At 72.9% G+C, this 25,803-nt stretch carries 26 protein-coding genes; 18 read left to right on the plus strand and 8 right to left on the minus strand.

All coding sequences use genetic code 11. The annotated features are described in order from the left end of the window. Positions 1 to 576 carry a M23 family metallopeptidase gene (locus tag ACUYMY_RS06460; protein WP_481702787.1) on the minus strand — a complete coding sequence of 192 codons (576 nt, stop codon included), beginning with the start codon at positions 574 to 576 and terminating at the stop codon, positions 1 to 3. A 430-nt stretch (positions 577 to 1,006) separates the two neighbouring features. Between ACUYMY_RS06460 and rpsB the strand changes: the two genes are divergently transcribed. From rpsB to ACUYMY_RS06490, 6 genes are all read left to right on the plus strand, one after another. After that, the gene (gene rpsB / locus ACUYMY_RS06465; RefSeq protein WP_481702788.1) at positions 1,007 to 1,870 is read left to right on the plus strand and encodes a 30S ribosomal protein S2; all 864 of its coding nucleotides are present in this window, start codon (positions 1,007 to 1,009) and stop codon (positions 1,868 to 1,870) included. Between the two features lie 127 nt (positions 1,871 to 1,997). Then, positions 1,998 to 2,834, plus strand: a complete 837-nt coding sequence (tsf, locus tag ACUYMY_RS06470) for a translation elongation factor Ts (protein WP_481702789.1) — start codon at positions 1,998 to 2,000, stop codon at positions 2,832 to 2,834. A 107-nt stretch (positions 2,835 to 2,941) separates the two neighbouring features. Further along, positions 2,942 to 3,721, plus strand: coding sequence for a UMP kinase (gene pyrH, locus ACUYMY_RS06475; protein ID WP_481702790.1), 780 nt, complete (start codon positions 2,942 to 2,944; stop codon positions 3,719 to 3,721). A gap of 98 nt (positions 3,722 to 3,819) precedes the next feature. Next, on the plus strand, positions 3,820 to 4,377 hold the full coding sequence (frr, locus tag ACUYMY_RS06480) for a ribosome recycling factor (protein WP_481702791.1): 558 nt from the start codon (positions 3,820 to 3,822) through the stop codon (positions 4,375 to 4,377). Next, complete coding sequence (locus ACUYMY_RS06485) at positions 4,377 to 5,321, plus strand: phosphatidate cytidylyltransferase (protein ID WP_481702792.1); 945 nt, start codon at positions 4,377 to 4,379, stop codon at positions 5,319 to 5,321. Before frr ends, ACUYMY_RS06485 begins: the two co-directional genes overlap by 1 nt. Before the next feature lie 54 nt (positions 5,322 to 5,375). After that, positions 5,376 to 5,951, plus strand: a complete 576-nt coding sequence (locus tag ACUYMY_RS06490; protein WP_481702793.1) for a DivIVA domain-containing protein — start codon at positions 5,376 to 5,378, stop codon at positions 5,949 to 5,951. 55 nt (positions 5,952 to 6,006) lie between these two features. Here the strand turns inward: ACUYMY_RS06490 and ACUYMY_RS06495 are convergent, their stop codons facing one another. From ACUYMY_RS06495 to ACUYMY_RS06510, 4 genes are read right to left on the minus strand one after another with little or no spacing between them, the layout of a single operon-like run. Beyond that, positions 6,007 to 7,512, minus strand: coding sequence for a sodium/solute symporter (locus ACUYMY_RS06495; protein ID WP_481702794.1), 1,506 nt, complete (start codon positions 7,510 to 7,512; stop codon positions 6,007 to 6,009). Next, positions 7,509 to 7,946 carry a hypothetical protein gene (locus ACUYMY_RS06500; RefSeq protein WP_481702795.1) on the minus strand — a complete coding sequence of 146 codons (438 nt, stop codon included), beginning with the start codon at positions 7,944 to 7,946 and terminating at the stop codon, positions 7,509 to 7,511. Before ACUYMY_RS06500 ends, ACUYMY_RS06495 begins: the two co-directional genes overlap by 4 nt. Then, positions 7,943 to 8,674 (minus strand): LytR/AlgR family response regulator transcription factor, encoded by a 732-nt coding sequence (locus ACUYMY_RS06505; protein ID WP_481702796.1) that lies wholly within the window; start codon positions 8,672 to 8,674, stop codon positions 7,943 to 7,945. The genes ACUYMY_RS06500 and ACUYMY_RS06505 overlap by 4 nt, the downstream gene beginning before the upstream one ends. A gap of 5 nt (positions 8,675 to 8,679) precedes the next feature. Continuing rightward, on the minus strand, positions 8,680 to 9,900 hold the full coding sequence (locus ACUYMY_RS06510) for a sensor histidine kinase (protein ID WP_481702797.1): 1,221 nt from the start codon (positions 9,898 to 9,900) through the stop codon (positions 8,680 to 8,682). A 232-nt stretch (positions 9,901 to 10,132) separates the two neighbouring features. Between ACUYMY_RS06510 and ACUYMY_RS06515 the strand changes: the two genes are divergently transcribed. Both ACUYMY_RS06515 and ACUYMY_RS06520 read left to right on the plus strand, forming a co-directional pair. Beyond that, a complete protein-coding gene (locus ACUYMY_RS06515; RefSeq protein ID WP_481704982.1) occupies positions 10,133 to 10,519 on the plus strand; it encodes a DUF485 domain-containing protein in 387 nt (128 codons plus the stop codon). Beyond that, positions 10,516 to 12,120: a solute symporter family protein gene (locus ACUYMY_RS06520; protein WP_481702798.1), complete on the plus strand. Its 1,605-nt coding sequence runs from the start codon at positions 10,516 to 10,518 to the stop codon at positions 12,118 to 12,120. The genes ACUYMY_RS06515 and ACUYMY_RS06520 overlap by 4 nt, the downstream gene beginning before the upstream one ends. Before the next feature lie 92 nt (positions 12,121 to 12,212). On the opposite strand, the gene ACUYMY_RS06525 is transcribed toward ACUYMY_RS06520, so the two are convergent. Together ACUYMY_RS06525 and ACUYMY_RS06530 are read right to left on the minus strand one after the other, a co-directional pair. Beyond that, on the minus strand, positions 12,213 to 12,737 hold the full coding sequence (locus ACUYMY_RS06525; protein WP_481702799.1) for a hypothetical protein: 525 nt from the start codon (positions 12,735 to 12,737) through the stop codon (positions 12,213 to 12,215). A 34-nt stretch (positions 12,738 to 12,771) separates the two neighbouring features. Next, positions 12,772 to 13,248, minus strand: coding sequence for an Lrp/AsnC family transcriptional regulator (locus tag ACUYMY_RS06530; protein WP_481702800.1), 477 nt, complete (start codon positions 13,246 to 13,248; stop codon positions 12,772 to 12,774). 177 nt (positions 13,249 to 13,425) lie between these two features. On the opposite strand from ACUYMY_RS06530, the gene pdhA reads away from it, so the two are divergent. Genes pdhA through ACUYMY_RS06545 form a run of 3 tightly spaced genes read left to right on the plus strand, consistent with a single transcriptional unit; the run spans position 13,426 to position 16,975 of the window. Continuing rightward, positions 13,426 to 14,565 carry a pyruvate dehydrogenase (acetyl-transferring) E1 component subunit alpha gene (gene pdhA, locus ACUYMY_RS06535; protein WP_481704983.1) on the plus strand — a complete coding sequence of 380 codons (1,140 nt, stop codon included), beginning with the start codon at positions 13,426 to 13,428 and terminating at the stop codon, positions 14,563 to 14,565. Further along, positions 14,565 to 15,587, plus strand: coding sequence for an alpha-ketoacid dehydrogenase subunit beta (locus ACUYMY_RS06540; protein ID WP_481702801.1), 1,023 nt, complete (start codon positions 14,565 to 14,567; stop codon positions 15,585 to 15,587). Before pdhA ends, ACUYMY_RS06540 begins: the two co-directional genes overlap by 1 nt. A gap of 32 nt (positions 15,588 to 15,619) precedes the next feature. After that, entirely contained in the window at positions 15,620 to 16,975 is a 1,356-nt protein-coding gene (locus ACUYMY_RS06545) for a dihydrolipoamide acetyltransferase family protein (RefSeq protein ID WP_481704984.1), read from the plus strand. Between the two features lie 115 nt (positions 16,976 to 17,090). On the opposite strand, the gene ACUYMY_RS06550 is transcribed toward ACUYMY_RS06545, so the two are convergent. Continuing rightward, on the minus strand, positions 17,091 to 17,693 hold the full coding sequence (locus ACUYMY_RS06550) for a TetR/AcrR family transcriptional regulator (protein ID WP_481702802.1): 603 nt from the start codon (positions 17,691 to 17,693) through the stop codon (positions 17,091 to 17,093). Positions 17,694 to 17,794: 101 nt separating this feature from the next. On the opposite strand from ACUYMY_RS06550, the gene ACUYMY_RS06555 reads away from it, so the two are divergent. The 7 genes from ACUYMY_RS06555 to ACUYMY_RS06585 all read left to right on the plus strand — a co-directional run bounded on the left by ACUYMY_RS06555 (position 17,795) and on the right by ACUYMY_RS06585 (position 25,783). Next, positions 17,795 to 19,402, plus strand: coding sequence for a carboxyl transferase domain-containing protein (locus ACUYMY_RS06555; RefSeq protein WP_481702803.1), 1,608 nt, complete (start codon positions 17,795 to 17,797; stop codon positions 19,400 to 19,402). A 4-nt stretch (positions 19,403 to 19,406) separates the two neighbouring features. Beyond that, complete coding sequence (locus ACUYMY_RS06560) at positions 19,407 to 21,641, plus strand: acetyl/propionyl/methylcrotonyl-CoA carboxylase subunit alpha (RefSeq protein WP_481702804.1); 2,235 nt, start codon at positions 19,407 to 19,409, stop codon at positions 21,639 to 21,641. A 35-nt stretch (positions 21,642 to 21,676) separates the two neighbouring features. After that, positions 21,677 to 22,852 (plus strand): acyl-CoA dehydrogenase family protein, encoded by a 1,176-nt coding sequence (locus ACUYMY_RS06565; RefSeq protein WP_481702805.1) that lies wholly within the window; start codon positions 21,677 to 21,679, stop codon positions 22,850 to 22,852. Between the two features lie 91 nt (positions 22,853 to 22,943). Then, complete coding sequence (locus ACUYMY_RS06570; RefSeq protein ID WP_481702806.1) at positions 22,944 to 23,720, plus strand: CoA transferase subunit A; 777 nt, start codon at positions 22,944 to 22,946, stop codon at positions 23,718 to 23,720. Further along, on the plus strand, positions 23,720 to 24,409 hold the full coding sequence (locus tag ACUYMY_RS06575) for a CoA transferase subunit B (RefSeq protein ID WP_481702807.1): 690 nt from the start codon (positions 23,720 to 23,722) through the stop codon (positions 24,407 to 24,409). Before ACUYMY_RS06570 ends, ACUYMY_RS06575 begins: the two co-directional genes overlap by 1 nt. 76 nt (positions 24,410 to 24,485) lie before the next feature. Further along, positions 24,486 to 24,944, plus strand: a complete 459-nt coding sequence (locus tag ACUYMY_RS06580) for a MaoC family dehydratase (protein WP_481704985.1) — start codon at positions 24,486 to 24,488, stop codon at positions 24,942 to 24,944. Continuing rightward, positions 24,941 to 25,783, plus strand: coding sequence for an HpcH/HpaI aldolase/citrate lyase family protein (locus tag ACUYMY_RS06585; protein ID WP_481702808.1), 843 nt, complete (start codon positions 24,941 to 24,943; stop codon positions 25,781 to 25,783). Before ACUYMY_RS06580 ends, ACUYMY_RS06585 begins: the two co-directional genes overlap by 4 nt. The last annotated feature ends 20 nt before the right edge of the window (positions 25,784 to 25,803 follow it).

Consider the following 25,803-nt stretch of genomic DNA (forward strand, 5'->3'; position numbering starts at 1 on the left):
CTACGGGCGACCCGGAGTCCCGGCGTCCCAGGGGAGCAGGACCGAGGGCCGGCGGTCCACGACGAACTGCAGCGGATCGACGTACTCGTCCCCGCGGCGCACGCCCCAGTGCAGGCAGTCGGCGGGGGAGCAGTGGCCCGCCCCGGGGGGCTCCAGCGTGCCGACGGGCTGGCCGCGTGCCACGGCCGTCCCCACGGCCAGGGGCGACGCGACGGGCTCGAAGCTGCTGCGCAGCCCGCCGCCGTGGTCGATCGTCAGGACGAGCCGGTCCACGACCCGGCCCGCGAACACCACCGTCCCGTCGGCGGGCGAGAGCACGGGCGATCCTCGCCCCGCCGCAAGGTCCACGCCCCGGTGGCCGCTGAGCCAGGGCTTCGGGGGCGGGTCGAATCCGCGCACGACGGCGGGCCTAGGCTCGAGCGGCCACGCCCACCCGGGGTGCGGCACGGTCGCGGCGGGCGCTGCGCCCGTGGGGGTCGCCGCCGTCGTGCCTGCGAGCAGCAGCAGGGCGGCGACGCCGGCAGCAGCCAGGGCGCGGACGACGAGGACGGGAGGGCGGGGGACCGCTCTGGACATCGTGGCCATGCTTCAGAGCCTGCGGCACCCCGGGCGCGACCGGCAGGTCCCCTCGCGCCCATGTGGACGACACGCCCGCGGACGCCGCTGTGGAGGGCCTACGGGCGCCGGCGTGCCCGGGGCGCTGTAGTACACTGGGTACCGCGGCTCTCCGGCCCGCTTTGCTGTGCCAGATTCCTCTGGCCACCGGGCGGAACGGCGAGCCGACTCCGCGCATCCAGCGTCCATCCCGCGAACCTGCCCCCGGGGCAGGCCTGTGCGGCATGGGCACTGCGCGCCCGGCGGTCCGCCTCGGCGGTTCGGGGGCGCAGGGGATGCCAGGGGCGAGCGGCCACCCGGCCGTCGTCGTCAGTAACCGTCAAAAACTATGGCAGGGGCAAGGGCCGCCACAGGCGCCCTCGATCCATGACCTGCCGGAAGGAGCGTCGGCATGCCCGTCGTTACCATGCGCCAGCTGCTCGACAGCGGCGTCCACTTCGGTCACCAGACCCGCCGTTGGAACCCGAAGATGAAGCGCTTCATCTTCACCGAGCGCAACGGCATCTACATCATCGACCTCCAGCAGTCGCTGTCCTACATCGACCGCGCCTTCGAATTCGTCAAGGCCACGGTTGCCCACGGCGGCACCGTGCTCTTCGTCGGCACGAAGAAGCAGGCCCAGGAGGCCATCGCCGAGCAGGCCACGCGCGTCGGCCAGCCGTACGTCAACCAGCGCTGGCTGGGCGGCATGCTCACCAACTTCTCCACGGTCGCGAAGCGCATCCAGCGCCTCAAGGAGCTCGAGGAGATCGACTTCGAGGACGTGGCCGGTTCGGGCCGCACCAAGAAGGAGCTCCTCATCCTCCAGCGCGAGAAGGACAAGCTCGAGAAGACCCTCGGCGGCATCCGCAACCTCTCCCGCACCCCGTCCGTCCTCTGGATCGTGGACACCAAGAAGGAGCACCTCGCGGTCGACGAGGCCAAGAAGCTGGGCATCCCGGTCGTGGCGATCCTCGACACGAACTGCGACCCGGACGAGGTCGACTTCCCGATCCCGGGCAACGACGACGCCATCCGCTCCGTGAACCTGCTCACCCGCGTCGTCGCCGACGCCGTGGCCGAGGGCCTCATCGCGCGCACCAACCGCGCCACCGGCTCCGAGGGTGCCACCTCCGCCGAGCCGCTCGCAGAGTGGGAGCGCGAGCTCCTCGAGGGCGAGTCCGCGCAGCAGAACGCCGAGCAGAACGCTGCCGAGGCCCCCGCCGCTGAGGCCGAGGCTCCGGCGGACGAGGCGTCTGCCGAGGGTTCGAAGTAACTCGACCCAAAGACCCTCTCCGAGACCCACCAGGACTCGGAGACCCCGGCGCGATGGCGGCCCCGACTGACGGGGCCGCCGTCGTGCCGGCCGGAAGAACTGCAGAGAACACGACAGAGGGGTTCACATGGCGAACTACACCGCTGCTGACATCAAGGCCCTGCGCGAGCGCACCGGCGCCGGCATGATGGACGTCAAGAAGGCTCTCGACGAGGCCAACGGCGACGCCGAGAAGGCCATCGAGATCATCCGCATCAAGGGCCTCAAGGGTGCCACCAAGCGCGAGGGCCGCTCGACGGCCGAGGGCCTCGTGGCCGCGAAGGTCGACGGCGGCGTCGGCGTCATGGTCGAGGTCAACTGCGAGACCGACTTCGTCGCCAAGTCCGCCAAGTTCATCGAGCTGGCCGACAAGGTCCTCGCGACGGCCATCGCCTCCGGCGCCGCCGACCTCGAGACCCTGCTGGCCGCCGACGTCGAGGGCAAGCCGCTGAGCGAGTTCGTCGTCGAGGAGGGCGCGGTCCTGGGCGAGAAGGTCGTCGTCCGCCGCCTGGCCCGCATCGAGGGCAAGACCGTCGACGCCTACCTCCACAAGACGTCCAAGGACCTCCCGGCCCAGGTCGGCGTCCTCTTCGCCGTCGACGGCGAGGGCGAGGCCGCCCAGGCCGCCGCGCACGACGTCGCCGTCCACGTGGCCGCGATGGCCCCGAACTACCTGCGCCGCGAGGACGTCCCGGCCGACCTCGTCGAGTCGGAGCGCCGCATCGCCGAGGAGACCGCCAAGGCGGAGGGCAAGCCCGAGGCTGCCCTGCCGAAGATCGTCGAGGGCCGCGTGACCGGCTTCTACAAGGGCGAGGTCCTCCTCGACCAGGCGTTCGCCAAGGACGCCAAGAAGTCCGTCGGCCAGGTCCTCTCCGAGGCCGGTGTCGAGGCGACCGCCGTCGCCCGCTTCCGCGTCGGCGCGTAGCACGCACTGCAGGGGCGGCCACTTCGGTGGCCGCCCCTTTGCTGTGCCGTGCGACGCCAGGTGCCGATACCCTAGACCCAGCCACCCATACCCGAGGGGACACACTCATGGATACCGTTCAGACCGCCGACACCGCAGCCCCCTCCCACTTCCCCGCCGCCGCCATCGACGCGGGCACGGTCCAGCGCCGCCGCAGGGTCCTGCTCAAGCTCTCCGGCGAGGTCTTCGGGGGTGGCAAGCTCGGCGTGGACCCGAACACCGTCCGCGCCGTCGCCGACCAGATCGCTGCCGCGGTCGACGACGTCGAGATCGCCATCGTGGTCGGCGGCGGGAACTTCTTCCGCGGCGCCGAGCTCTCGCTCTCCGGGATGGACCGCTCCCGCGCGGACTACATGGGGATGCTCGGCACCGTGATGAACTGCCTCGCGCTCCAGGACTTCCTCGAGCAGGCCGGCGTCGAGACCCGCGTCCAGAGCGCGATCACGATGGGCCAGGTCGCCGAGGCGTACATCCCCCGCCGGGCGATCCGGCACATGGAGAAGGGCCGCGTCGTGATCTTCGGCGCCGGGGCCGGCCTGCCGTACTTCTCGACCGACACGGTCGCCGCCCAGCGCGCGCTCGAGGTGCACGCCGACGTCGTCCTCATGGCCAAGAGCGGGGTCGACGGCGTCTACACGGCAGACCCGAAGAAGGACCCGACGGCCGAGAAGCTCGAGCGGCTCACCTACGACGAGGCACTGCGCCGGGACATCCGGGTCATGGACCAGACCGCGATGACCATGTGCAAGGACAACAAGCTCGACATGGTCGTGTTCGGCATGGAGGGCGAGGGCAACGTCACGAAGGCGATCCGGGGGGACCGGCTCGGAACGCTCGTGACGGTCTAGGCCATCCGCATGAGGCTAGGATGTTCCTAGCCCGAGCGGCCCGCCAGCGGCGGGGCGCACGCAGTGAGCTGCAAGAAAACCCCTCTGAGGAGACAGACGTGATCGAAGAGACCCTGCTCGAAGCCGCCGACAAGATGGAGAAGGCCGTCGAGGTGGCCAAGGAGGACTTCGCGTCGATCCGCACGGGCCGGGCCAACCCCGCCCTGTACGCGAAGGTCATGGTGGACTACTACGGCACGCCGACCCCGCTCCAGCAGCTCGCATCGTTCCAGGTCTCGGACGCCCGCACGATCCTCATCACCCCGTATGACAAGAGCGCGCTGCGCGACGTCGAGAAGGCCCTCTCCGACTCCGAGGTCGGCGCGAACCCGTCCAACGACGGCAACGTGATCCGCGTGGTCCTGCCCGAGCTGACCCAGGAGCGCCGCAAGGAGTACGTCAAGATCGTCAAGGGCAAGGGCGAGGACGCCAAGGTGTCCATCCGCAGCATCCGCCGCAAGGCCAAGGAATCCCTCGACAGGCTCGTCAAGGACGGCGAGGTCGGCGAGGACGAGGGCGTGCGCGGCGAGAAGGAGCTCGACGTCCTGACCAAGAAGCACGTCGACTCGGTCGACGACCTGGTCAAGCGCAAGGAAGCCGAGCTGCTCGAGGTCTGATGGCCGAGCCCCAGCCCGGTCCGCCGTCCCCGATCGCCGCGCCGGGGGCGCCCGCCCTCGGCGAGCGGCGCTCCCGGAAGCTCGCGCGGACCTCGAGGGCGGGGCGCGACCTCCCGGCCGCCATCGTCGTCGGGCTCGCCCTGCTCGCGGCGCTCCTCGGCGGCCTCTTCCTGTGGCCCCTGGGCTTCGTGGTGATCGCGGTCTCCGCCGCGCTGCTCGGCGCGTGGGAGGTGTCCCGCGCCCTCGAGGGCCACGGGACGCACGTCCCGATCGTGCCGGTCATGGTCGCGACGGCGGTGATCCCGCTGAGCGCGTACTTCGGCGGCGCCGAGGCACAGCTGTTCGCGCTCGTCGCCGGCTGCGCGGCCGTGCTGCTGTGGCAGAGCCTCGAGCACACCGCCGGGGCGGCCCGGAGCGTCTTCGCCTCGGTCTTCGTGCTCCTCTGGGTCCCCTTCCTCGTGGGATTCGCAGTGCTTCCCCTGCACGACTCGCCCATCCCCGCCGGTCTCGGCCTGTGGCCCGGGGGCACCGTCCCGCCGTCGACGCTCGAGCTCGTCCTGACGCTCCTGCTCATCGTCGCGAACGACACGTTCGGCTACATCGTCGGGGCGAGCCTCGGACGGCACCCCATGGCGCCGAAGATCAGCCCCAAGAAGACGTGGGAGGGGTTCGCCGGCTCCGTCGCGGGGGCCGTCGCGATCGGGATCCTCGGGGCCCTGGTCCTGCTCGGCCGGCCGTGGTGGGTCGGGGCCGTGCTCGCCGTCGTCATGGTCGCGGCCTCCACGGCGGGGGATCTCGTGGAGTCGATGGTCAAGCGCGAACTGGGGATCAAGGACATGAGCAGCATCCTGCCCGGGCACGGCGGCATGATGGACCGGCTCGACTCGATCCTGTTCGGCGCGCCGGGGGCCTACCTCGTCTTCAGCCTCCTCCCGGGTGCGTAGGACCGCTAGGAGGCGTCACGATGGACCTACGAGCGCAGGAGAGGATGAGAGCACGTGGCGCACACTGACAACCGCGCGTCGGCGGGCTTCGACCGCGTCGGCCGCGGCGACCTGGGGTACAGCCCCAAGCAGGTCGAGAAGTTCATGGAGCAGGCGAGGGCGTTCCTCGAGGACCCCTCCGCCCCGGCGGTGACGAGCCATCAGGTCCGGACCGTCTCGTTCGACGCCGTCCGCGGCGGCTTCGATGCGAGCGAGGTCGATGCCGCCCTCGACCGGCTCGAGGACGCGTTCGCGCGGCGGGAGCGGGACGTGCTCATCGAGTCCTCCGGGGAGGAGGCGTGGCTGCGGGAGATCGGCCGGCTCGCCGGCGTCCTGCGGGGCCGCCTCGTGCGCCCCGACGGGGAGCGCTTCCGGCGCCCGACGAGCCCCAAGGCCCCGAGCTACAGCACGCAGGACGTCGACGAGCTCTGCGTGCGCCTGCTCGACTACCTCGAGCGCGGCTCGCCCATGAGCGCGGACGAGGTGCGCACCGCCGTCTTCCGCACCGTCACCGGCAGGGACGGCTACGAGGAGACGCAGGTCGACGCCTTCCTCGACCGCGTTGTCGAGCTCATGGCGGCGATCGACTGACCCGGCCGGGGCCCGGGTTCCGCCCCTCGACGGCGTCCGGCTCCTGAGCGGGAGGTCAGGGGCGCGGCTCGGGGGAGTGCAGCCGCACGAGGAACCGGTCCGCGCCGCGCGGGACGCCCGTCCGGCCCGCGCGCGAGACCAGGGCCATGACCGCGAAGGCGAGCGGGACCGTCCAGAGCGCCGGCTGGGCGCACAGCTCGGCGACGACGGCCAGCGCGCCCCCGGCCCGGCCGGCGGGGCCGAGGAGCCCCGAGGCGACGAGCGCCCCGCCGCAGGCCAGCGCCCCCGTGGCCATCCCCGCCACCGCCCCGACCGGCGTCAGGCCCCGCCACCAGATCCCGAGCACGAGCAGCGGGCAGATGGTCGAGGCCGTGAACGCGAACACGAGCCCGACGCTCCCGGCGAGGGCCTGCGAGCCTCCCACGACGGCCGCGGCGAGCGGCACGAGCGCCGAGAGCGGGGTCGCGATCCGGAAGCCGCGCACGCTGCCGCCGAAGAGCTCCTGGCTGATGACCCCCGCGACGGACACGAGCAGGCCCGAGGTCGTGGACAGGAACGCCGCCATCGCCCCGGCCAGGACGAGGGCCGAGAGCGCCGTCCCCAACGGCCCCTCGACGAGGGCCTCGGGCAGGAGGATGGCGAGGGCGTCGCCCTCGCTCGCGAGGCCGGGCGCGGCGAGCCGCCCGAGGACCCCGAGCGTCGTCGGGAAGAGGTAGAACACCGAGAGCAGGCACAGCACGATCACTGTCGTGCGGCGGGCCGAGCGCCCGTCGGGGTTGGTGTAGAAGCGCACGAGGACGTGCGGGAGCCCGAGCGTGCCGAAGAGCAGGGCGACCATGATCGACAGGGTCCTGTAGCCCTCGAGCGGCCGGGCGGCGTCGGCCGTCCCGGCGTCGGCCGCCCCGGCACCGACGTCGGTCCCGGGTCCCTCGGCGAGCGAGGGCGCCCCCTGGCCGGCCACGAGCAGGGCGAGGAACACGGCCGGGACGGCGATCGCGGCGAGCTTGAGCCAGAACTGGAACGCCTGGACGAAGGTGATCGAGCGCATCCCGCCGAGCATGACGGCGAAGACGACGACGGCCACGACCGCCGCGGACCCGGCCCACCCGGGCAGGCCGGTCGTGATGCGAACGGCCAGGGCCGCGCCCTGGAGCTGGGGGACGATGTAGAGCCAGCCGATGAGCACGACGAGCACGCTCGTCGTCCTGCGCGCCGCGAGCGAGCCGAGCCGGGCCCCGGCGAAGTCCGGAATCGTGTAGGCGCCCGAGCGGCGCAGGGGCGCGGCCACGAACAGCAGGAGCATGAGGAACCCGGCCGTGTACCCCACGGGGTACCACAGGGCCGAGGAGCCGCTGACCATGATGAGCCCCGCGACGCCCAGGAAGCTCGCCGCGGAGAGGTACTCGCCGCCGATCGCCGAGGCGTTCCACCACGGCCGCACGGTGCGGGAGGCCACGTAGAAGTCGCCGGTCGTGCGCGAGATCCGCAGGCCGTAGAAGCCGACGAGGACGGTCGCGACGGCCACGGACGCGAGCGCCGCGACGCCGATCGCAGGGGTCACCCGCGGTCCTCGAGGAGCTCCGCGTAGCGCTGCTCGATGCGCATCGCGGCGCGGTAGTAGGCGATCCCGCACAGCACGGCGGCCGGGTACGGGAGCGCCCCCACGAGCAGCCACACGAGCGGGAGTCCGGGGAGCCAGGGGAGCCCGGCTGCGACGGAGGACAGCGCCCACACCGTGAGCACGGCGGCGAGGAACGCGCCGGCGACGGCGGCCGCGAGCCTCAGCTGCGAGCGCATGAGCGAGCGCAGCACGACGCCGCCGAGCTCCGACTGCTCCTCGACCTCGCGCGAGAGCGAGGGCGCCTGGGGCGCCCGCGCGGCCGAGGACAGCGGCGCGGTCACGCGCACGCGGCGGGAGCGGTCGACGCGGCGCCCCGCCTCGCCGTCGCCCGCCCCGCTCAGCGCGTCGGGCTCCTCCCGCTCGGCCCCGCTCACGGCAGCGGCCTGATCCGGGTCACGGCGAGCCGCTCGCGCAGCCCCGGCAGGAGCCGGCGGCTCACGGGCAGCTCGGCGCCGCCGACGACGACGGTGGGCTGGGCGGCCGAGAGCCGCAGCTGCTCGACGGCGTCCATCGCCACGAGGTACGAGCGGTGGATCCGCACGAACCCCGCGGGCCCCCACTGCCGCTCGAGGTCGCTGAGCGGGACGCGCACGAGGTAGCTCGCGCCGTCGGTGTGCAGGCGCGCGTAGTCGCCCTGGGCCTGGACGAACGTGACGTCGTCGCGGCGGATCATGCGCGTGACCCCGCCCTGCTCGACAGTGATGACCGCCGGCTCGTTCCCGGCCGCGGCCCCGGAGGGCTCCCGCAGCTCGGCGACGCGGCCCACGCAGCGCTCGAGCCGCTCGGGCCGGACGGGCTTGAGCAGGTAGTCGACGGCGGCGAGGTCGAACGCCTCGAGGGCGTGGTCCTCGTCCGCAGTGACGAAGACGACGGCGGGCGGGGCGGCGAAGCGGGCGATCACCCGCGCGAGGTCGAGGCCTGTCAGGCCGGGCATGTGGATGTCGAGGAAGATCGCGTCGACCTCCTCGCGCTCGAGCACGCGCAGCGCCTCGGTGCCCGACGTCGCGGTGTGCACCGGGCCGACGCGCCCGTCGAGGCCCAGCAGGTAGGACAGCTCCTGCACGGCGGGCAGCTCGTCGTCGACGACGAGGACGGAGATCATGCGCCTCAGTCTAGTGGCGGCCGCACCTCGTGCTGCGGCTGGGACTTGGGGATGCGCAGCTCGATGAGCGTCCCCTCGCCGGGTGCGGTCTCGACGACGAGGCCGTGGTCGTCGCCGTAGACCTGGCGCAGGCGGGCGTCGACGTTGCGCAGCCCCACGTGGTCCCCGCCGGCCCGGCCCGCGAGGACCTCGCGCACCCGCTCGGGGTCCATCCCGGCGCCGTCGTCCTCGATCCGCACGATCGCCTCGTTGGGCGTGTCCTCGGCCGTGATCTCGATGTGGCCGACGCCCTCGCGCGCCTCGAGCCCGTGCCGGACGGCGTTCTCGACGAGCGGCTGGAGGCTCAGGAACGGGATGACCGTGCCGAGGACCTCGGGGGCGATGCGCAGGGACACCTGGAGCCGCTCGCCGAACCGGGCCCGCTCGAGCAGGAGGTACCGGTCGATGCTCTTGAGCTCCTCGGCGAGGGTCGTGAAGTCGCCGTGCCGGCGGAAGGAGTAGCGCGTGAAGTCCGCGAACTCGACGACGAGCTCCCGGGCCCGCGCCGGGTCCGTGAGGATGTAGGACGCGATCGCGTTGAGCGAGTTGTAGATGAAGTGCGGGCTGATCTGCGCCCGCAGGGCCCGCACCTCGGCCTCCATGAGCAGCGTGCGGGAGCGGTCGAGCTCGGCGAGCTCGGCCTGCGTCGCGACCCAGTCCGCGAGCTCGCCCGTGGCCCGCACGAGGCCGGCCCGCGCCGCGGGGGAGAGGGCGATGACCGTGCCGATGACCCGCGCCCCGGCGCGGACGGGGGCGACGACGGCGGTGCGCACCGGGCACTCGCGCTCGCGGCAGCCGGCGGCGGCGCAGTCGAGCTCGTCCCCGGAGGCCACGCGCGTGCGTCCGTGCTCGAGGGTCGCCGCCGCGAGCGCCATCGCCGTGGCGGCATGCGCCGGGCCGGCGCCGTCCCACGCGAGCAGCCGGGACTCGTCCGTGAGCGCGAGCGCGGGCGCGCCGATCATCGAGCGCAGGTGGCGGGCCGCCCTGGCCGCCCCCTCCGGGTCGAGGCCTCCGCGCAGCGACCGCCCGGCCTGGGACGCGGCATGCAGGATCGTGTAGCTCGCCCGCTCGGCCTCGCTGCCGAAGTCGCGGCGGGAGCGCCACAGGCGCCAGGCGACGGCGGCCGCCGCGACCCCCGCGGCGACCACGAGGGCGATGACCGCGAGGGAGAGCGAGTCGGGGGACATGCAGCCAAGGCTAGCGGCCCGCCGTCGTCCATCCACCCGCCGCCGGCGACCGCCCGCCGTCGTCCATCCACCCGCCGCCGCTCGCCGCCGCCGGGATGCCGTTCGGCGCACGCCCGGCCCCGCTGGCCGATCCGCCGCCCGGGCCCTCTGGAAGGTCCCCTCCGGCCCGACGAGAGTGATGTGCATCACTGAAACGCCGGGCCCGCTGGCCCGGCCTGCCGAGGAGGACCCCATGGGCAACGACGCCTCCCAGGACGCGGCGGAGAAGGCCGCGCACCCTGACTTCCGGCTGGTCCAGGCCAGCCCCGAGTTCAAGGAGCTGCGCAGGAGCCACCGCAGCTTCGTCTTCCCCCTCGCCGGAGCGTTCCTGCTCTGGTACTTCCTGTACGTCCTGCTGGCCGACTACGCACACGGGCTCATGTCCATCAAGCTCGCCGGCAACATCACGCTCGGCCTCGTGCTCGGCCTGCTCCAGTTCGTCAGCACGTTCGGCATCACGGCCTGGTACGTGCGCCGCGCCAACCGCAGGCTCGACCCGGCCGCCGAGTCCATCCGGTCTGAGATCGAGCGCCACGACTTCGATCCCGCCGCCCAGGGAACCAACAGGAGCACCCGATGAACCTCGCCGCCAGCCTGCAGAGCAGCACATGGCTCAACATGGCCATCTTCGGCCTCTTCGTGGCCGTGACGCTGGTCATCGTCGTGCGCGCCAGCAAGAACAACAAGACCGCGGCGGACTACTACGCCGGCGGCCGGTCCTTCACGGGCGGCCAGAACGGCACCGCGATCGCCGGCGACTACCTCTCGGCCGCCTCGTTCCTGGGCATCACCGGCGCGATCGCGGTCAACGGCTATGACGGCTTCCTGTACTCGATCGGCTTCCTCGTCGCGTGGCTCGTCGCGCTCCTCCTCGTCGCCGAGCTCCTGCGCAACACGGGCAAGTTCACGATGGCGGACGTCCTCTCGTTCCGCCTCCGCGAGCGCCCCGTCCGCATCGCCGCCGCGATCTCGACCCTCGCCGTCTGCTTCTTCTACCTCCTGGCCCAGATGGCCGGAGCCGGCGCCCTCATCGCGCTCCTGCTCGGCATCACGGCGTGGCAGGGGCAGGCCGTCGTCATCACGGTCGTCGGCGCGCTCATGATCATGTACGTCCTGTTCGGCGGCATGAAGGGCACCACGTGGGTGCAGATCATCAAGGCCGTCCTGCTCATCGCGGGCGCCTTCGCCATGACCGTCTGGGTCCTCGCCCTGCACGGCTTCAACCTCTCCTCGCTGCTCGGCGCGGCGGTCGAGACCGCGGGCGCCGGCGGGGAGAAGCTCCTCAACCCGGGCCTGCAGTACGGCAAGACGGAGACGAGCAAGCTCGACTTCATCTCCCTCGGCCTGGCCCTCGTGCTCGGCACCGCGGCTCTGCCGCACGTGCTCATGCGCTTCTACACGGTCCCCACGTCGAAGGAGGCCCGCAAGTCGGTCGTGTGGGCGATCTGGCTCATCGGCGCGTTCTACCTCTTCACCCTCGTGCTCGGCTACGGCGCCGCGGCGCTCATCGGCGCCGACACGATCAAGGCGGCCCCGGGCGGGGTCAACTCCGCGGCCCCGCTCCTGGCGTTCGTCCTCGGCGGCCCGCTCCTGCTCGGGTTCATCTCCGCCGTCGCGTTCGCGACCATCCTCGCCGTCGTCGCCGGCCTCACGATCACCGCGGCGGCCTCGTTCGCCCACGACATCTACGCGAACGTCCTCGCCAAGGGCAAGACGACTCCCGCCGCCGAGGTCAAGGTCGCCCGCCGCACGGTGATCGTGATCGGCATCGCCGCGATCGCCGGCGGCATCTTCGCCAACGGGCAGAACGTGGCGTTCCTCGTGGCCCTCGCCTTCGCGGTCGCGGCCTCGGCCAACCTGCCCACGATCCTCTACTCGCTCTTCTGGAAGCGCTTCACCACGAAGGGCGCGCTGTGGAGCATCTACGGCGGCCTCGGCTCGGCCATCGTGCTCATCGCCTTCTCGCCGGTCGTCTCCGGCACGCCGACCTCGATGGTCCAGGGGGCGAACTTCGCGTGGTTCCCGCTGAACAACCCGGGCATCGTCTCGATCCCGCTCGCGTTCTTCCTCGGCTGGCTCGGCACCGTCCTGGACAAGGGCACCGAGGATCCGGCCAAGCAGGCCGAGATGGAGGTCCGGTCCCTCACGGGCATCGGCGCCGAGAAGGCAGTGTCGCACTAGCTCGCGCCAGGCGCCGCAGCGGCGCCGTGAGGCGCACGACGGCGGGCGGCGGCTTCCCAGCGGAGGCCGCCGCCCGTCGTCGTGCGCGAGCGTCAGCGGGGCTGGATCTTCAGGGCGTCCAGGAGCAGGGGGTCGCCCTCCCAGTGGTACGAGACGTCGAAGGCGCGCGAGCCGCACACGAGGTACCCCTCGGCCTCGCCGCGCGGGCGCTGGCCCTCCTTGGCGACCGAGGCCGCGCGCGCGAACTCGGCCCGGCACGAGCCGTCGACCTTCAGCTCGGTGAGCGCGCTCGTCAGCTCCGTCTCGCTCAGGGTCTGCTTGAGCGCGGGCGTGAACTGCGCGTAGGCCGCCGAGGTGCTGCCGGAGGCGAGGTCAGAGCTCATCTGCTCCGAGGCCTGGCGCACGGCGGCATCGGGGCTGAAGACGACGGCGGCGAGCACGACGGCGGCCGTCGCCACGAGCGCGACGGCGGCCCCGCCCGCCCCGAACCCGATCCACAGCCACCGCCGGCCGGGCCGCCCCGCGGGCTGGGGTCCGAGCCAGAGCTCCTGCTGGGTGGGCTCGCGGGGACGCTCGATGCGGGACTGGCTCCGGTTCGGCAGCTGGGGGAACGTCATGGCCTCGTGGTCCTCGGTGGTCGGCGGCGCGGGGTCAGGCGGGCGTGCGCGGGCCCCGCTCGAGCAGGGGGTCCATCCTGAATGGTATGAGGTCGCCCATGGCCAGCGCCGTGTCGGTGCGCTCGACGCCGTCGCACGCGAGGATCTTGCCGTGGATCCGGAAGAGGTCCTCGGCGTCCACCGCGACGACGCGCAGCAGCAGGTCCGCCGTGCCGGTGAGCCCGTGGCCCTCGAGGACCTCGGGGATCCTCGCGATCTCCTCGGTGATCGCGGCGAGCCGGCGCTGCTGGACGTGGACCGTGATGAAGGCCAGGAGGGGGTAGCCGAGGGACGCCGGGTTGATGCGCCGGTCGAAGCCGAGGAACGCGTGCGACGCCTCGAGCCGCGCGAGCCGCGCCTGCACGGTGTTGCGCGAGAGGCCGAGCCGCTGGGCGAGGGCCACGACGGTGCGGCGCGGGTCCTCGGCGAGCGCGCGCAGGATCCGGGCGTCGGTGGCGTCCACGAGGTGCATGCTGCGCAAGGCTAGCACGGGGCCTGGCCCCTGCCTTGGGCAGGATGCACAGTTCCGACGCGTTCGGTTGTACCCCCTGTGCCTTGTGAGTATGGTCACAGTCATCCGGCAGGAAGCTGCGGCCCCCCGGGGCCGCCGACGACGATTGGGGCAGCGAGGGCCGTGTCTACGTACCAGATGACGACGGGGCCGGAGGGCGAGCCGGTCCAGCTGCTCACGCCGCGCGGGGAGCGGATCGCCGACGGCCGCTACGACCCCTATCTCGCCGACGTCGACGGCGACGCGGGGGCCGAGGTCCTAACAGGGCTGTACGAGGACCTCGTCGTCGTGCGGCGCATCGACGCCGAGGCCACCGCCCTCCAGCGCCAGGGCGAGCTCGCGCTCTGGCCGCCGTTCCTGGGCCAGGAGGGCGCGCAGATCGGCTCGGGACGGGCCCTGCGCGAGGACGACTTCGTCTTCTCGAGCTACCGCGAGAGCGCGGTCGCGTACTGCCGCGGGGTCGACGTCGGGGACATGATGCGGGTCTGGCGGGGCTGCGCGAACGCCGGGTGGGACCCGTTCTCGGTGAACATGGCCCCCACGCAGGTCATCATCGGCGCGCAGACCCTGCACGCGACCGGGTACGCGATGGGCATCCAGTTCGACGGCGCCGACGCCGCGGCGATCACCTACTTCGGCGACGGCGCGACGAGCCAGGGCGACGTGAACGAGGCCATGGTCTTCGCCGCGAGCTTCCAGGCCCCGGTCGTGTTCTTCTGCCAGAACAACCAGTGGGCGATCTCCGAGCCCGTGGGCCTGCAGGCGCACGTGCCGATCGCCCACCGCGCCCCCGGCTTCGGCATCCCGAGCGTGCGCGTGGACGGCAACGACGTCCTCGCGTGCCTCGCCGTGACCCGCGAGGCCCTCGAGCGGGCACGCAGCGGCAACGGCCCCTCGTTCATCGAGGCGGTGACCTACCGCATGGGCCCGCACACCACGGCCGACGACCCGACGAGGTACCGCGACGCGAACGAGCTCGAGGACTGGCGCGAGAAGGATCCGATCGCCCGGCTCGAGGCCTATCTCGCCTCGCGCGGCCTGCTCGACGACGCCCTGAGGGAGCGCGTCCGGGCCACGGCTGACGACGTCGCCGCCCGCCTGCGCGAGGAGACGGTGCACATGCCCGACCCGCCGGCGTCGGCCGTCTTCGAGCACGTGTACACCGGGCCGCACACCCAGCTGGACCGGCAGAAGGACCACTACACGCGGTACCTCGCCGGCCTCGAGGCCGGCCACGTGCACAAACATGCCGCAGCCGAGCGGGAAGGGGCCCAGTGATGGCCGAGATGACGTTCGGGAGGGCGATCACCGCAGGCCTCCGTCGGGCCATGGAGCGGGACCCCAAGGTCGTGCTCATGGGCGAGGACATCGGCCGGCTCGGCGGCGTCTTCCGCATCACCGACGGGCTCCAGAAAGACTTCGGCCCCCACCGGGTGATCGACACCCCGCTCGCGGAGGCCGGGATCATGGGAACGGCGATCGGCATGGCCTACCGCGGGTACCGGCCCGTCGTCGAGATCCAGTTCGACGGCTTCGTCTACCCGGCCTTCGACCAGATCGTGTCCCAGGTCGCGAAGCTGCACTACCGCACGCGCGGCAACGTCAGGGTTCCGCTGACCATCCGCGTGCCCTTCGGGGGCGGCATCGGCTCCCCCGAGCACCACTCCGAGTCCCCGGAGGCGTACTTCGCGCACACCCCGGGGCTGCGCGTCGTCGCCGTCTCCAACCCGCAGGACGCCTACAGCATGATCCAGCAGGCGATCGCGAGCGACGACCCCGTCGTGTTCTTCGAGCCCAAGCGGCGCTACCACGACAGGGGGGAGGTCGACGAGGCCATCGGGCTCGAGGGGCCCGGCGGGCTTTCCATGGGCTCGGCACGGGTCGCCGTGGAGGGCGACGACGTCACGCTCGTCTCCTACGGGCCGCTCGTCAAGACATGCCTCGACGCCGCCGTCGCGGCCTCCGACGAGGGCGTGTCCGTCGAGGTCATCGACCTGCGCTCGCTCTCGCCCGTCGACTACCCCGTCGTGGAGGAGTCGGTGCGCCGCACCGGCAGGCTCGTGATCGCGCACGAGGCCCCGCAGTCCGGCGGGCTCGGGGCCGAGATCGCCGCGAGCATCACCGAGCGCTGCTTCTACCACCTCGAGCACGCGCCCGTTCGCGTGACCGGGTTCGACATCCCGTACCCGTACTCGAAGATCGAGCACCACCACCTGCCGGACCTCGACCGGATCCTCGACGGCGTGGACCGCGCCCTCGGCAGGCCGAACTCCCTGAGCGGGCTCGAGGAGGGCCAGTGAGCGAAACGACCCACGCCGGCTCTCCCAACACTGTGATCCGGGAGTTCCGCCTCCCGGACCTGGGTGAGGGCCTGACCGAGTCGGAGATCGTGGCCTGGCGCGTGGCCGCGGGGGACCGCGTGACCCTCAACCAGGTCATCGCCGAGGTCGAGACCGCCAAGGCCGTCGTCGAGATCCCGAGTCCGTTCACCGGCACGGTCGTCGAGATCCTCGCCGAGCCCGGGACGACCGTCGCCGTCGGGGCGCCGATCGTCTCCTTCGAGGTCGCGGCCGACGCCGTGCGCCCGCCCGCGCGGTCGGGTCCGGCCGGCGTCGGCGCGCCCACCCAGAAGCGCGAGCCCAACCTCGTGGGCTACGGGGCCCTCGTGGAGGGGAGCGAGCGTCCCGCCCGCAAGGGCAGGACGTGGGCGGGCCAGGGCGCGCCTGAGCCGGGGCCGGCGCCCGGCCCGGGCGTTCCGGAAGCTGCGCCCCGCCGCCCCGAGCGCCCCCGCTCGACGCCGCCCGTCCGCAAGCTCGCCAAGGACCTCGGCGTCGACCTCGAGGGCCTCGCGGGCACCGGGCCCACCGGGCTCATCACGCGCGACGACGTCCTCGCCGCGATCGGCCCCGCAGGGAAGGGAGCCGAGGCGGAAGGCGCGGCGGCCGCCCGGGCGGGTGCCGGCGTCGTCCGCGCCCCGGAGCCGGGCGAGCGCCAGACGCGCACGCCCATCAAGGGCGTGCGCAAGCACACCGCCGCGGCGATGGTCGCGAGCGCGTTCACGGCGCCGCAGGCGTCCGAGTTCCTCACGGTCGACGTGACCCCGTCGATGGAGCTGCTCGCGCGGCTGCGGGAGAGCCGGGCTTTCTCGGGCCTCAAGCTCACGCCCCTGACGCTCGTGGCCAAGGCCGTGCTCATCGGGCTCACGCGCAACCCGACGCTCAACTCGCACTGGGACGAGGCGGCCCAGGAGATCGTGCAGTACCACTACGTGAACCTCGGCATCGCGGCGGCGACGCCGCGCGGGCTCCTCGTGCCGAACATCAAGGACGCCGACCGCATGGGCCTCGCGGAGCTCGCCCAGGCGCTCGCGGACCTCGCGGCCACGGCGAAGGAGGGGCACGCCGGGCCCGCCGAGCTTTCGGGCGGGACGATCTCGATCACGAACATCGGCGTGTTCGGCATCGACGCCGGCACGCCGATCCTCACCCCGGGCGAGGCGGCGATCGTCGCCGTGGGCCAGGTGCGGCGCGTGCCGTGGGAGTTCGAGGGGCAGGTCGCGCTGCGGCAGGTCATGACGCTGTCGCTGACGTTCGACCACCGTCTCGTCGACGGCGAGCAGGCCTCCCGCTTCCTCGCCGACGTCGGCGCGATCCTCGCCGACCCGGCCATGGTCCTGACGATGGTCTGACCGCCCGTTGAGGGGTCATGTCCCACCGGTTGAGGGGTCATATCCCTTTCGTTCGAATGGGAAGTGACCCCTCAGGGATGGGGAAGTGACCCCTCACGGGAGGGGAAGTGACCCCTCACGGGCGGGCCGTGAGGGCCGCGAGCGCCATGGACTCGAGGAGACGCCGGGCCGTCGCCGTTGGGACGCGCCCGCCGTGGCGGCGCACCGAGTGCGGGGTCGAGTTGATGAGCCCGAACACCGCCTGGGCCCGCAGCCGCAGCGCCGGGGCGCCCTCGTCCGGGTGCAGGGGCGCGAGCGCATCCCGCCACACGTCGACGTACTCGAGCTGGAGCGCGCGCACGCGCTCGCGGTCGGCGTCGGAGAGCGCCCCGAAGTCCCTGTCCTGGATCCGGATGACGTCCGGCCGGGCGAGCGCGAAGTCCACCTGGAAGGCGACGAGCGCGCCCAGCCGCGCGGCGTCGTCGTGCGCCTGGGCCGCGACCTGGCGCCCGCCCTCGAGCAGCGCCTCGCTCGCCTCGAGCAGGAGGGCGCCGAGCATGGCCTGCTTTCCGGCGAAGTGCCGGTAGATGGCCGGCCCGCGCACCCCGGCCTCCGCCCCGACATCCTCGAGGGACGCGCCCGCGAACCCCTGGGCGGCGAAGAGGCCCGCGGCCGCGTCGAGGATCGCCTGGCGGCGCGAGGCCTTCGCCTCGCTGCGCGGGCTGGATGGCTCGCTCATGTCCCTCCCGTGCTGGACATCACAGTTAATCCACATTAACTTGGATTCCAGTTAGCTGTCATTAACTCAGCCCGCGAGGACGCGGGCCCGGGAGGACGCGGATGGAGACCCTGCTCAGCCGGATCGACCGAGCCGGCCCAGCTTTCGCAGAGAACGAGGCCGCCCAGCGCGCCCTCGCCGCCGAGCTGCGCGGCCGCCTCGCCGCCGCGGCCCTCGGCGGCCCCGAGCGCTCCCGGGAGCGGCACGTGGCCCGGGGCAAGCTCCTGCCGCGGGAGCGCATCGACGTGCTGCTCGACGAGGGCTCGCCCTTCCTCGAGATCGCGCCCCTCGCCGCAGAGGGGATGTACGACGGCGAGTGCCCGGCCGCGGGGGTCATCGCCGGCATCGGCCTCGTGCACGGCCGGCACGTCCTCGTCGTCTCCAACGACGCGACGGTCAAGGGCGGCACCTACTACCCGATGACGGTCAAGAAGCACCTGCGCGCGCAGGAGATCGCGCTCGAGAACCGGCTCCCGTGCATCTACCTCGTCGACTCGGGCGGGGCCTTCCTGCCCAAGCAGGACGAGGTGTTCCCGGACCGGGAGCACTTCGGCCGGATCTTCTACAACCAGGCGAGGCTCTCGGCGGCGGGGGTCCCGCAGATCGCCGCCGTGCTCGGCTCCTGCACCGCGGGCGGCGCCTACGTGCCCGCGATGAGCGACGAGACCGTGATCGTGCGGAACCAGGGCACGATCTTCCTCGGCGGCCCGCCCCTTGTGAAGGCCGCGATCGGGGAGGTCGTCACGGCCGAGGAGCTCGGCGGGGGCGACGTGCACGCGCGGATCTCGGGGGTCGCGGACCACCTCGCGGACAACGACGAGCACGCCCTCGAGATCGTCCGCAGCATCGTCGAGACGCTCCCGCCGCCGGCCAAGCCCCCGTGGGACGTGCTCCCCGCCGTCGAGCCGAAGGCCTCCGTGCAGGAGCTCTACGGCGCCGTCCCGACGGACGTCAACGCCCAGTACGACGTGCGCGAGGTCATCGCCCGGCTCGTGGACGGCAGCGCCTTCCACGAGTTCAAGCGCGAGTACGGCGCGACGCTCGTGACCGGCTTCGCCCGCATCCACGGCCACCCCGTCGGGATCGTTGCGAACAACGGCGTCCTCTTCGCCGAGTCCGCGCTCAAGGGCGCCCACTTCATCGAGCTGTGCGACCAGCGCGGCGTCCCGCTCGTGTTCCTGCAGAACATCTCGGGCTTCATGGTGGGACGCGACTACGAGCACGGCGGCATCGCCAAGCACGGGGCCAAGATGGTCACCGCCGTCGCCACGACCCGGGTGCCCAAGCTCACGGTCGTGATCGGGGGCTCGTTCGGCGCCGGGAACTACTCGATGTGCGGGCGGGCGTACTCGCCGCGCTTCCTCTGGATGTGGCCCGCGAGCCGCATCTCGGTCATGGGCGGCAACCAGGCCGCGAGCGTCCTCGCGACGGTGCGCCGCGACGGGCTCGAGGCCGCCGGGCAGGAGTGGTCGGCCGAGGACGAGGAGGCCTTCAAGGCGCCCATCCGGACCCAGTACGAGGAGCAGGGGAGCCCGTACTACTCGACCGCAAGGCTCTGGGACGACGGCGTGATCGACCCCGCGGACACGCGCCGGGTGCTCGGCATGGCGCTCGCCGTCGTCGCGGGAGCGGCGCTGCCCGAGCCGAACTTCGGCGTCTTCAGGATGTGAGGCCATGATCCCGTCGAGCCCAAGGCCCCCCGCGGCCCCGCCCTTCGCCAAGGTCCTCGTGGCCAACCGCGGCGAGATCGCCTGCCGCGTGATCCGCACGCTGCGGCGGCTCGGCGTCGCGTCCGTCGCCGTCTACAGCGACGCCGACGCCGGCGCCCGGCACGTGCGCGAGGCCGACGAGGCCGTCCGCCTCGGCCCTGCCCCCGCCGCCCAGAGCTACCTGAGCATCCCCGCGATCGTGGCCGCGTGCCGCGCGACCGGCGCGGAGGCCGTCCACCCCGGCTACGGATTCCTGAGCGAGAACGCCGAGCTCGCCCGCGCGCTCGCCGAGGCCGGGGTCGTGTTCGTGGGCCCGGGCGCCGAGGCGCTCGCGGTCATGGGGGACAAGATCCGGGCCAAGAACCACGTGGCCGGCTACGGCGTCCCGGTGGTCCCCGGCGTCGCCGAGCCGGGCCTCACCGATGAGGAACTCCTCGCCGCGGCCGACGGCGTGGGGTACCCGCTGCTCATCAAGCCCTCCGCCGGGGGCGGCGGCAAGGGCATGCAGGCGGTCGAGTCCGCCGAGGGGCTCCCGCGGGCGCTCGCGACGGCCCGCCGGGTCGCCTCGGCCGCGTTCGGCGACGACACCCTCCTGCTCGAGCGGCTCATCCGGGCCCCGCGGCACATCGAGGTCCAGGTCCTCGCGGACAGCCACGGCACGACGGTCCACCTCGGCGAGCGCGAGTGCTCGCTCCAGCGCCGCCACCAGAAGGTCATCGAGGAGGCGCCCTCGCCGCTCCTGGACGCCGCGACGCGGGAGCGGATCGGCGCCGCGGCGTGCGACGCCGCCCGCAGCGTCGCCTACGTGGGCGCCGGGACCGTGGAGTTCCTCGTCTCGGACGAGCACCCCGACGAGTTCTTCTTCATGGAGATGAACACGCGCCTCCAGGTCGAGCACCCCGTCACCGAGATGGTCACCGGAATCGACCTCGTCGAGCAGCAGCTGCGGATCGCCGCCGGCGAGCCGCTCGCCCTCGCCCAGGACGCCATCCGCCTCGACGGGCACGCGATCGAGGCCCGCATCTACGCCGAGGTCCCGGCCCGCGGCTTCGTCCCCGCGACGGGCCGCGTCGAGCTCCTGCGCGAGCCGGGCTCGGCCGAGCTGCGCGGCGCGCCCCTCGCAGTGCCCGCGGGGGCGGGGGACGCCGAGCACGACGGCGGGCCCCGGGTGCGCGTCGACAGCTCCCTCGCCGAGGGGGTCGACATCGGATCGGACTACGACCCGATGCTCGCCAAGGCCGTCGCCTGGGGCCGCGACCGGGCGGAGGCCCTCGCCGCCCTCGACGCGGCCCTGGGCGGCACCACCGTGCTCGGCCTCGCGACCAACGTCGAGTACCTCCGCCTCCTCCTCGCCGACCCAGACGTCCGCGCCGGCCACCTCGACACGACGCTCATCGAGCGCCGGCTAGGCCACCTGGACTTCAGGGCCCCCGGCGAGGCCGAGTACGCTGCGGCGGCCCTGCTCGCGGCCGCGCCCGCAGGGGACGGCGCGGGGGAATCGGGCGTGGATCACCCGGCCACCGCGGCCGGCCCATGGCGGGCCGACTCGTGGCGCCTCGGCGCGCCCGCTCCCCGCCGCGTCTCCCTCGGCACCCCCGAGGGCGGCCTCGCCACGGTGATGGTTGCCGCGCCGCAGGCCGGCCCGCCGCCGGACCGGGGCCCCCAGGCCCGGCAGGCCGCCGTCGTCCGCATCGACTCGGGGTCCGGCCCCGGGCCCGAGCGGAAGGCGAGCCTCACGTCGACCGGGCCCCACGACGTCCTCCTCGAGCTCGACGGCGAGGAGCACGCCTTCGCCTGGGCCGAACGCACTGACCCCGCGACGGGCGAGCGCACCCTCTTCCTGGGCGAGGGCGGCTGGTCCGCGGCGCTGCCCGTGCTGGGCCGCGCGGCCCGGCTCGAGCGCGTCCGGGCCGCCGTGCACCGCCACGAGGGCGAGGCGGACCCGGAGGTCCGCACGCCGATGCCCGGCACCGTCGTCTCGATCGCCGTCGAGCCGGGCCAGGCCGTCGAGGCGGGCCAGCCGCTCGTGAGCGTCGAGGCCATGAAGATGGAGCACCAGCTCGTCGCGGCGCTCGCGGGCACAGTCCAGTTGCACGTCGCCGTCGGCGGGCTCGTCAAGGCGGACCAGGTCGTCGCGACCGTCGTCCCCGCGGAACCCCCGGAGCCGGCCGAGCCGCCGGCCGCCGCGGGCACCCCCTGAACCACCGGACCAGACCAGGAGAACCGAGGAGAACCATGGTCGACTTCCAGCTCGCCGACGAGTACCGGGAGCTCAGTGACACCGTGCGCGAGTTCGCCGACGAGGTCGTCGCGCCCGTGTCCGCGAAGCACGACGAGGAGCACAGCTTCCCCTATGAGGTGATCAAGCAGATGGGGGAGCTGGGCCTGTTCGGCCTGCCGTTCCCCGAGGAGCACGGCGGCATGGGCGGGGACTTCTTCGCCCTCGCCCTGGCCCTCGAGCAGCTCGGCCGCGTGGACCAGTCGGTCGCGATCACGCTCGAGGCCGCCGTCTCCCTGGGCGCCATGCCCATCTACCGCTTCGGCACCGACGAGCAGAAGGAGCGCTGGCTCCCGGACCTCGCGTCGGGGAAGGCACTCGCGGGCTTCGGCCTCACCGAGCCCGAGGCCGGCTCGGACGCCGGGGGGACGAAGACGACCGCGAGGCTCGAGGACGGGGCGGACGGCAGGGAGTGGGTGATCAACGGCGCGAAGGAGTTCATCACGAACTCCGGCACGGACATCACCGCGTTCGTCACCGTCACGGCCGTGACGGGCACCGAGCGGCGCCCCGACGGGACCGAGCGCAAGGAGATCTCGACGATCATCGTCCCCCGCGGCACCCCGGGATTCCGGGCCGAGAAGGCGTACAGCAAGGTGGGCTGGAACGCCTCGGACACCCACCCGCTCTCGTTCAAGGGCGCGCGCGTGCCGGAGGAGAACCTCCTCGGGGAGCGGGGCAGGGGCTACGCGAACTTCCTCACGGTCCTTGACGAGGGGCGGATCGCGATCGCGGCCCTCGCCACGGGCGCGGCGCAGGGCTGTGTGGACCTGTCCGTCAAGTACGCGAAGGAGCGCCGGGCCTTCGGCTCGACGATCGGCAAGTACCAGGGGATCCAGTTCAAGATCGCCCGCATGCAGGCCCGCGCCCACACCGCGCGGCTCGCCTACTACGACGCTGCCGCGCGCATGCTCGCCGGGAAGCCGTTCAAGACCCAGGCGGCGATCGCGAAGATGGTGGCCGGCGAGGCCGCGATGGACAACTCCCGGGACGCGACGCAGGTGTTCGGCGGCTACGGGTTCATCAACGAGTCCACGGTCGCCCGGCACTACCGCGACTCGAAGATCCTCGAGATCGGGGAGGGCACCACCGAGGTCCAGCTCATGCTCATCGCGCGCGAGCTGGGGCTCTGAGGGCCAGCTCTAGCCAAACCGGCGGTGCGTGTATTGGATGGGTTGAGCGGACCCCGCGCGCGCGGGCGGAGAGACTCAATGAGGAGGGGCTGTGATCGACAAAGTGGTGGCCAGCGCCGAGCAGGCGGTGGCGGACATCGGCGACGGCGCGTCGCTCGCCGTCGGCGGCTTCGGGCTGTGCGGGATCCCCGTGGCGCTCATCGACGCCCTGCACCGCCAGGGCACGCGGGACCTCACGACGATCAGCAACAACTGCGGCGTCGACGACTGGGGCCTGGGCATCCTGCTCTCCGCCGGGCGCATCCGCCGCACCATCAGCTCCTACGTGGGCGAGAACAAGGAGTTCGCCCGGCAGTACCTCGCCGGTGAGCTCGAGGTGGTCCTGACCCCGCAGGGCACGCTCGCCGAGAAGCTGCGCGCCGGCGGGGCCGGCATCCCCGCCTTCTTCACGGCGGCGGGGGTGGGAACACTCGTCGCCGAGGGCGGGCTGCCGCAGAGGTACGACGCCGAGGGGAACGTCGTGCTCGCGTCCTCGCCGAAGGAGGTGCGCACCTTCCACGGCGCCGACTACGTCCTCGAGGAGTCCCTCACCCCCGACTTCGCGCTCGTGCATGCCCAGAAGGGCGACCGGCACGGCAACCTCGTCTTCCACGCGACCGCGATGAACTTCAACCCGCTGTGCGCGATGGCCGGACGGGTCACGATCGCCGAGGTCGAGGAGCTCGTCGAGCCCGGCGGCCTCGACCCCGAGCACGTGCACCTGCCGGGGATCTTCGTCCAGCGCGTCGTGCATGTGCCGCCGGGGAGCCCGCACTCTGAGAAGCGGATCGAGAAGAGGACAGTGGCCGCCAGCGAAGGGGGATCGTGATGCCGTGGACCCGCAACGAGCTCGCCGCGCGCGTGGCGCGCGAGCTCAGGAACGGACAGTACGTCAACCTCGGGATCGGCATGCCGACCCTCATCCCCAACTACATCCCCGCCGGGGTCGAGGTGGTCCTGCACTCCGAGAACGGGATCCTCGGCACGGGCCCGTACCCGCGCGAGGAGGACGTGGACCCGGACCTCATCAACGCCGGCAAGGAGACCGTTACCGTGAACAAGGGCGCGGCGTTCTTCGACTCGTCGACGTCCTTCGGGATGGTCCGCGGCGGGCACGTCGACGTCGCCGTGCTCGGCGCCATGGAGGTCTCGGCGAACGGGGACCTCGCCAACTGGATGATCCCCGGCAAGATGGTCAAGGGCATGGGCGGCGCGATGGACCTCGTCTTCGGGGCCAAGCGGCTCATCGTCATGATGGAGCACACCGACAAGAACGGGAACCCGAAGATCCTGCCCGAGTGCACGCTCCCGCTCACCGGGCGGGGGTGCGTGGACCGGATCGTGACCGACCTGGGTGTCATCGACGTCGTCCGCGATGGGGTGGGGGCGGGGATGGAGCCGGCGCGGGGAGGAGCGGTGCTCGTGCTGCGCGAGCTCGCGCCCGAGGTGTCCGAGGCCGACGTCGTGGCGGCCACCGCGGCCGAGCTGGAGGTGGAGATCCGTGACAAGGAGCCGTGAGCCGGAGGCGAGTGAAGAGGGGCAGGCGCCCGCGCCCGACGGCGAGGAGGCGCCGCGCCTCGTCGTCCAGCGCGGGCTGTACTTCGACGAGCTCGAGGAGGGCGTCCTCTACGCGCACCGCCCCGGCCGGACCCTCACCGAGGCGGACAACGTCCTGTTCACGACCCTGACCATGAACACCCAGGCGCTCCACCTCGACGCCGCGTGGAGCGCGGGGCAGCCGTTCGGGCAGAGGCTCGTGAACTCGATGCTCACGCTGTCCACCATGGTCGGCCAGTCGGTCACGCAGCTCACGCAGGGCACGATCGTCGCCCAGCTCGGGCTCACCGACGTGGCCTTCCCGCACCCGCTCTTCCACGGGGACACGCTCTACACCGAGACCGCCGTGACCGAGAAGCGCCTCTCGTCCTCGCGCCCCGGGCAGGGGATCGTGACCATGGAGCACACGGGCCGCAACCAGGACGGGACCGTCGTCGCGCGGGCCAGGCGCAGCTGCCTCATGTGGACGCGCGAGGCCCATAGGGTGGGGGCATGAACACCCACCCCCTCGCGGACGGCTTCGGCCTCGGCCCCGCCCTCCTGTTCTGCCCCGCCGACCGGCCCGAGCGCTTCGCCAAGGCCGCCGAGCGGGCCGACGCCGTCATCCTCGACCTCGAGGACGCCGTCGCACCGGACGCGAAGGCCGAGGCCCGGCTGAACCTGGCCGAGGTCCCGCTCGACCCGGAGCGGACGATCGTCCGGGTCAACGCCGCCGGCCCAGGCTCCTCGGGCGTGCACTTCGAGGCGGACCTCGAGGCCCTCGAGGCCACGCCGTACAGGATGGTCATGCTCGCCAAGGCCGAGTCGCCGGAGCAGCTCGCGCTCCTGCGCGCCTACGGCGTCATCGCGCTGTGCGAGACGGCCGCCGGGGTGCTGGCCGCGCCCGCGATCGCCGCCGAGCCGAACACGGTCGCGCTCATGTGGGGTGCCGAGGACCTCGTCGCGTCCCTGGGCGGGACGTCGAGCCGGGCGGACGACGGCGCCTACCGGGCCATCGCGCTGCACGCCCGCTCGAGCGTGCTGCTGGCCGCCGGCGCCTACGGCAAGGCGGCCGTGGATGCGGTGTACACGGACATCCCGGACCTCGCGGGCCTCGCGGCCGAGTCGGCCGACGCCGCCGCGTCTGGCTTCGCCGCCAAGGCCTGCATCCACCCGAGCCAGGTCGCCGCCGTGCGGGACGCCTACCGCCCCTCGGAGCAGGCGGTCGCGGACGCGCGCGAGCTCCTCGCCGCCGCCGAGGAGGCTGGAACAGGAGTGTTCCAGCATCGGGGGCGCATGATCGACGGCCCCATCCTGCGCCACGCCGAGGCGGTCCTGCGCCGCGCGGGCGCCTAGGCGACGGGCGGGGTCACCCG

The sequence above is a fragment of the Sinomonas sp. T428B genome, from assembly GCF_056780155.1.

Bases quoted from the DNA above. Each gene is read 5' to 3' on its own strand.
- rpsB (WP_481702788.1), top strand. From the start codon at position 1,007: ATGCCCGTCGTTACCATGCGCCAGCTGCTCGACAGCGGCGTCCACTTC.
- ACUYMY_RS06520 (WP_481702798.1), top strand. From the start codon at position 10,516: ATGAACCTCGCCGCCAGCCTGCAGAGCAGCACATGGCTCAACATGGCC.
- ACUYMY_RS06555 (WP_481702803.1), top strand. From the start codon at position 17,795: ATGGAGACCCTGCTCAGCCGGATCGACCGAGCCGGCCCAGCTTTCGCA.
- ACUYMY_RS06530 (WP_481702800.1), bottom strand. From the start codon at position 13,248: ATGCACCTCGTGGACGCCACCGACGCCCGGATCCTGCGCGCGCTCGCC.
- ACUYMY_RS06505 (WP_481702796.1), bottom strand. From the start codon at position 8,674: ATGATCTCCGTCCTCGTCGTCGACGACGAGCTGCCCGCCGTGCAGGAG.
- ACUYMY_RS06550 (WP_481702802.1), bottom strand. From the start codon at position 17,693: ATGAGCGAGCCATCCAGCCCGCGCAGCGAGGCGAAGGCCTCGCGCCGC.
- ACUYMY_RS06515 (WP_481704982.1), top strand. From the start codon at position 10,133: ATGGGCAACGACGCCTCCCAGGACGCGGCGGAGAAGGCCGCGCACCCT.
- ACUYMY_RS06460 (WP_481702787.1), bottom strand. From the start codon at position 576: ATGTCCAGAGCGGTCCCCCGCCCTCCCGTCCTCGTCGTCCGCGCCCTG.
- ACUYMY_RS06565 (WP_481702805.1), top strand. From the start codon at position 21,677: ATGGTCGACTTCCAGCTCGCCGACGAGTACCGGGAGCTCAGTGACACC.
- ACUYMY_RS06560 (WP_481702804.1), top strand. From the start codon at position 19,407: ATGATCCCGTCGAGCCCAAGGCCCCCCGCGGCCCCGCCCTTCGCCAAG.
- ACUYMY_RS06510 (WP_481702797.1), bottom strand. From the start codon at position 9,900: ATGTCCCCCGACTCGCTCTCCCTCGCGGTCATCGCCCTCGTGGTCGCC.
- ACUYMY_RS06540 (WP_481702801.1), top strand. From the start codon at position 14,565: ATGGCCGAGATGACGTTCGGGAGGGCGATCACCGCAGGCCTCCGTCGG.
- ACUYMY_RS06585 (WP_481702808.1), top strand. From the start codon at position 24,941: ATGAACACCCACCCCCTCGCGGACGGCTTCGGCCTCGGCCCCGCCCTC.
- pdhA (WP_481704983.1), top strand. From the start codon at position 13,426: ATGACGACGGGGCCGGAGGGCGAGCCGGTCCAGCTGCTCACGCCGCGC.
- ACUYMY_RS06575 (WP_481702807.1), top strand. From the start codon at position 23,720: ATGCCGTGGACCCGCAACGAGCTCGCCGCGCGCGTGGCGCGCGAGCTC.
- ACUYMY_RS06485 (WP_481702792.1), top strand. From the start codon at position 4,377: ATGGCCGAGCCCCAGCCCGGTCCGCCGTCCCCGATCGCCGCGCCGGGG.
- ACUYMY_RS06525 (WP_481702799.1), bottom strand. From the start codon at position 12,737: ATGACGTTCCCCCAGCTGCCGAACCGGAGCCAGTCCCGCATCGAGCGT.
- pyrH (WP_481702790.1), top strand. From the start codon at position 2,942: ATGGATACCGTTCAGACCGCCGACACCGCAGCCCCCTCCCACTTCCCC.
- tsf (WP_481702789.1), top strand. From the start codon at position 1,998: ATGGCGAACTACACCGCTGCTGACATCAAGGCCCTGCGCGAGCGCACC.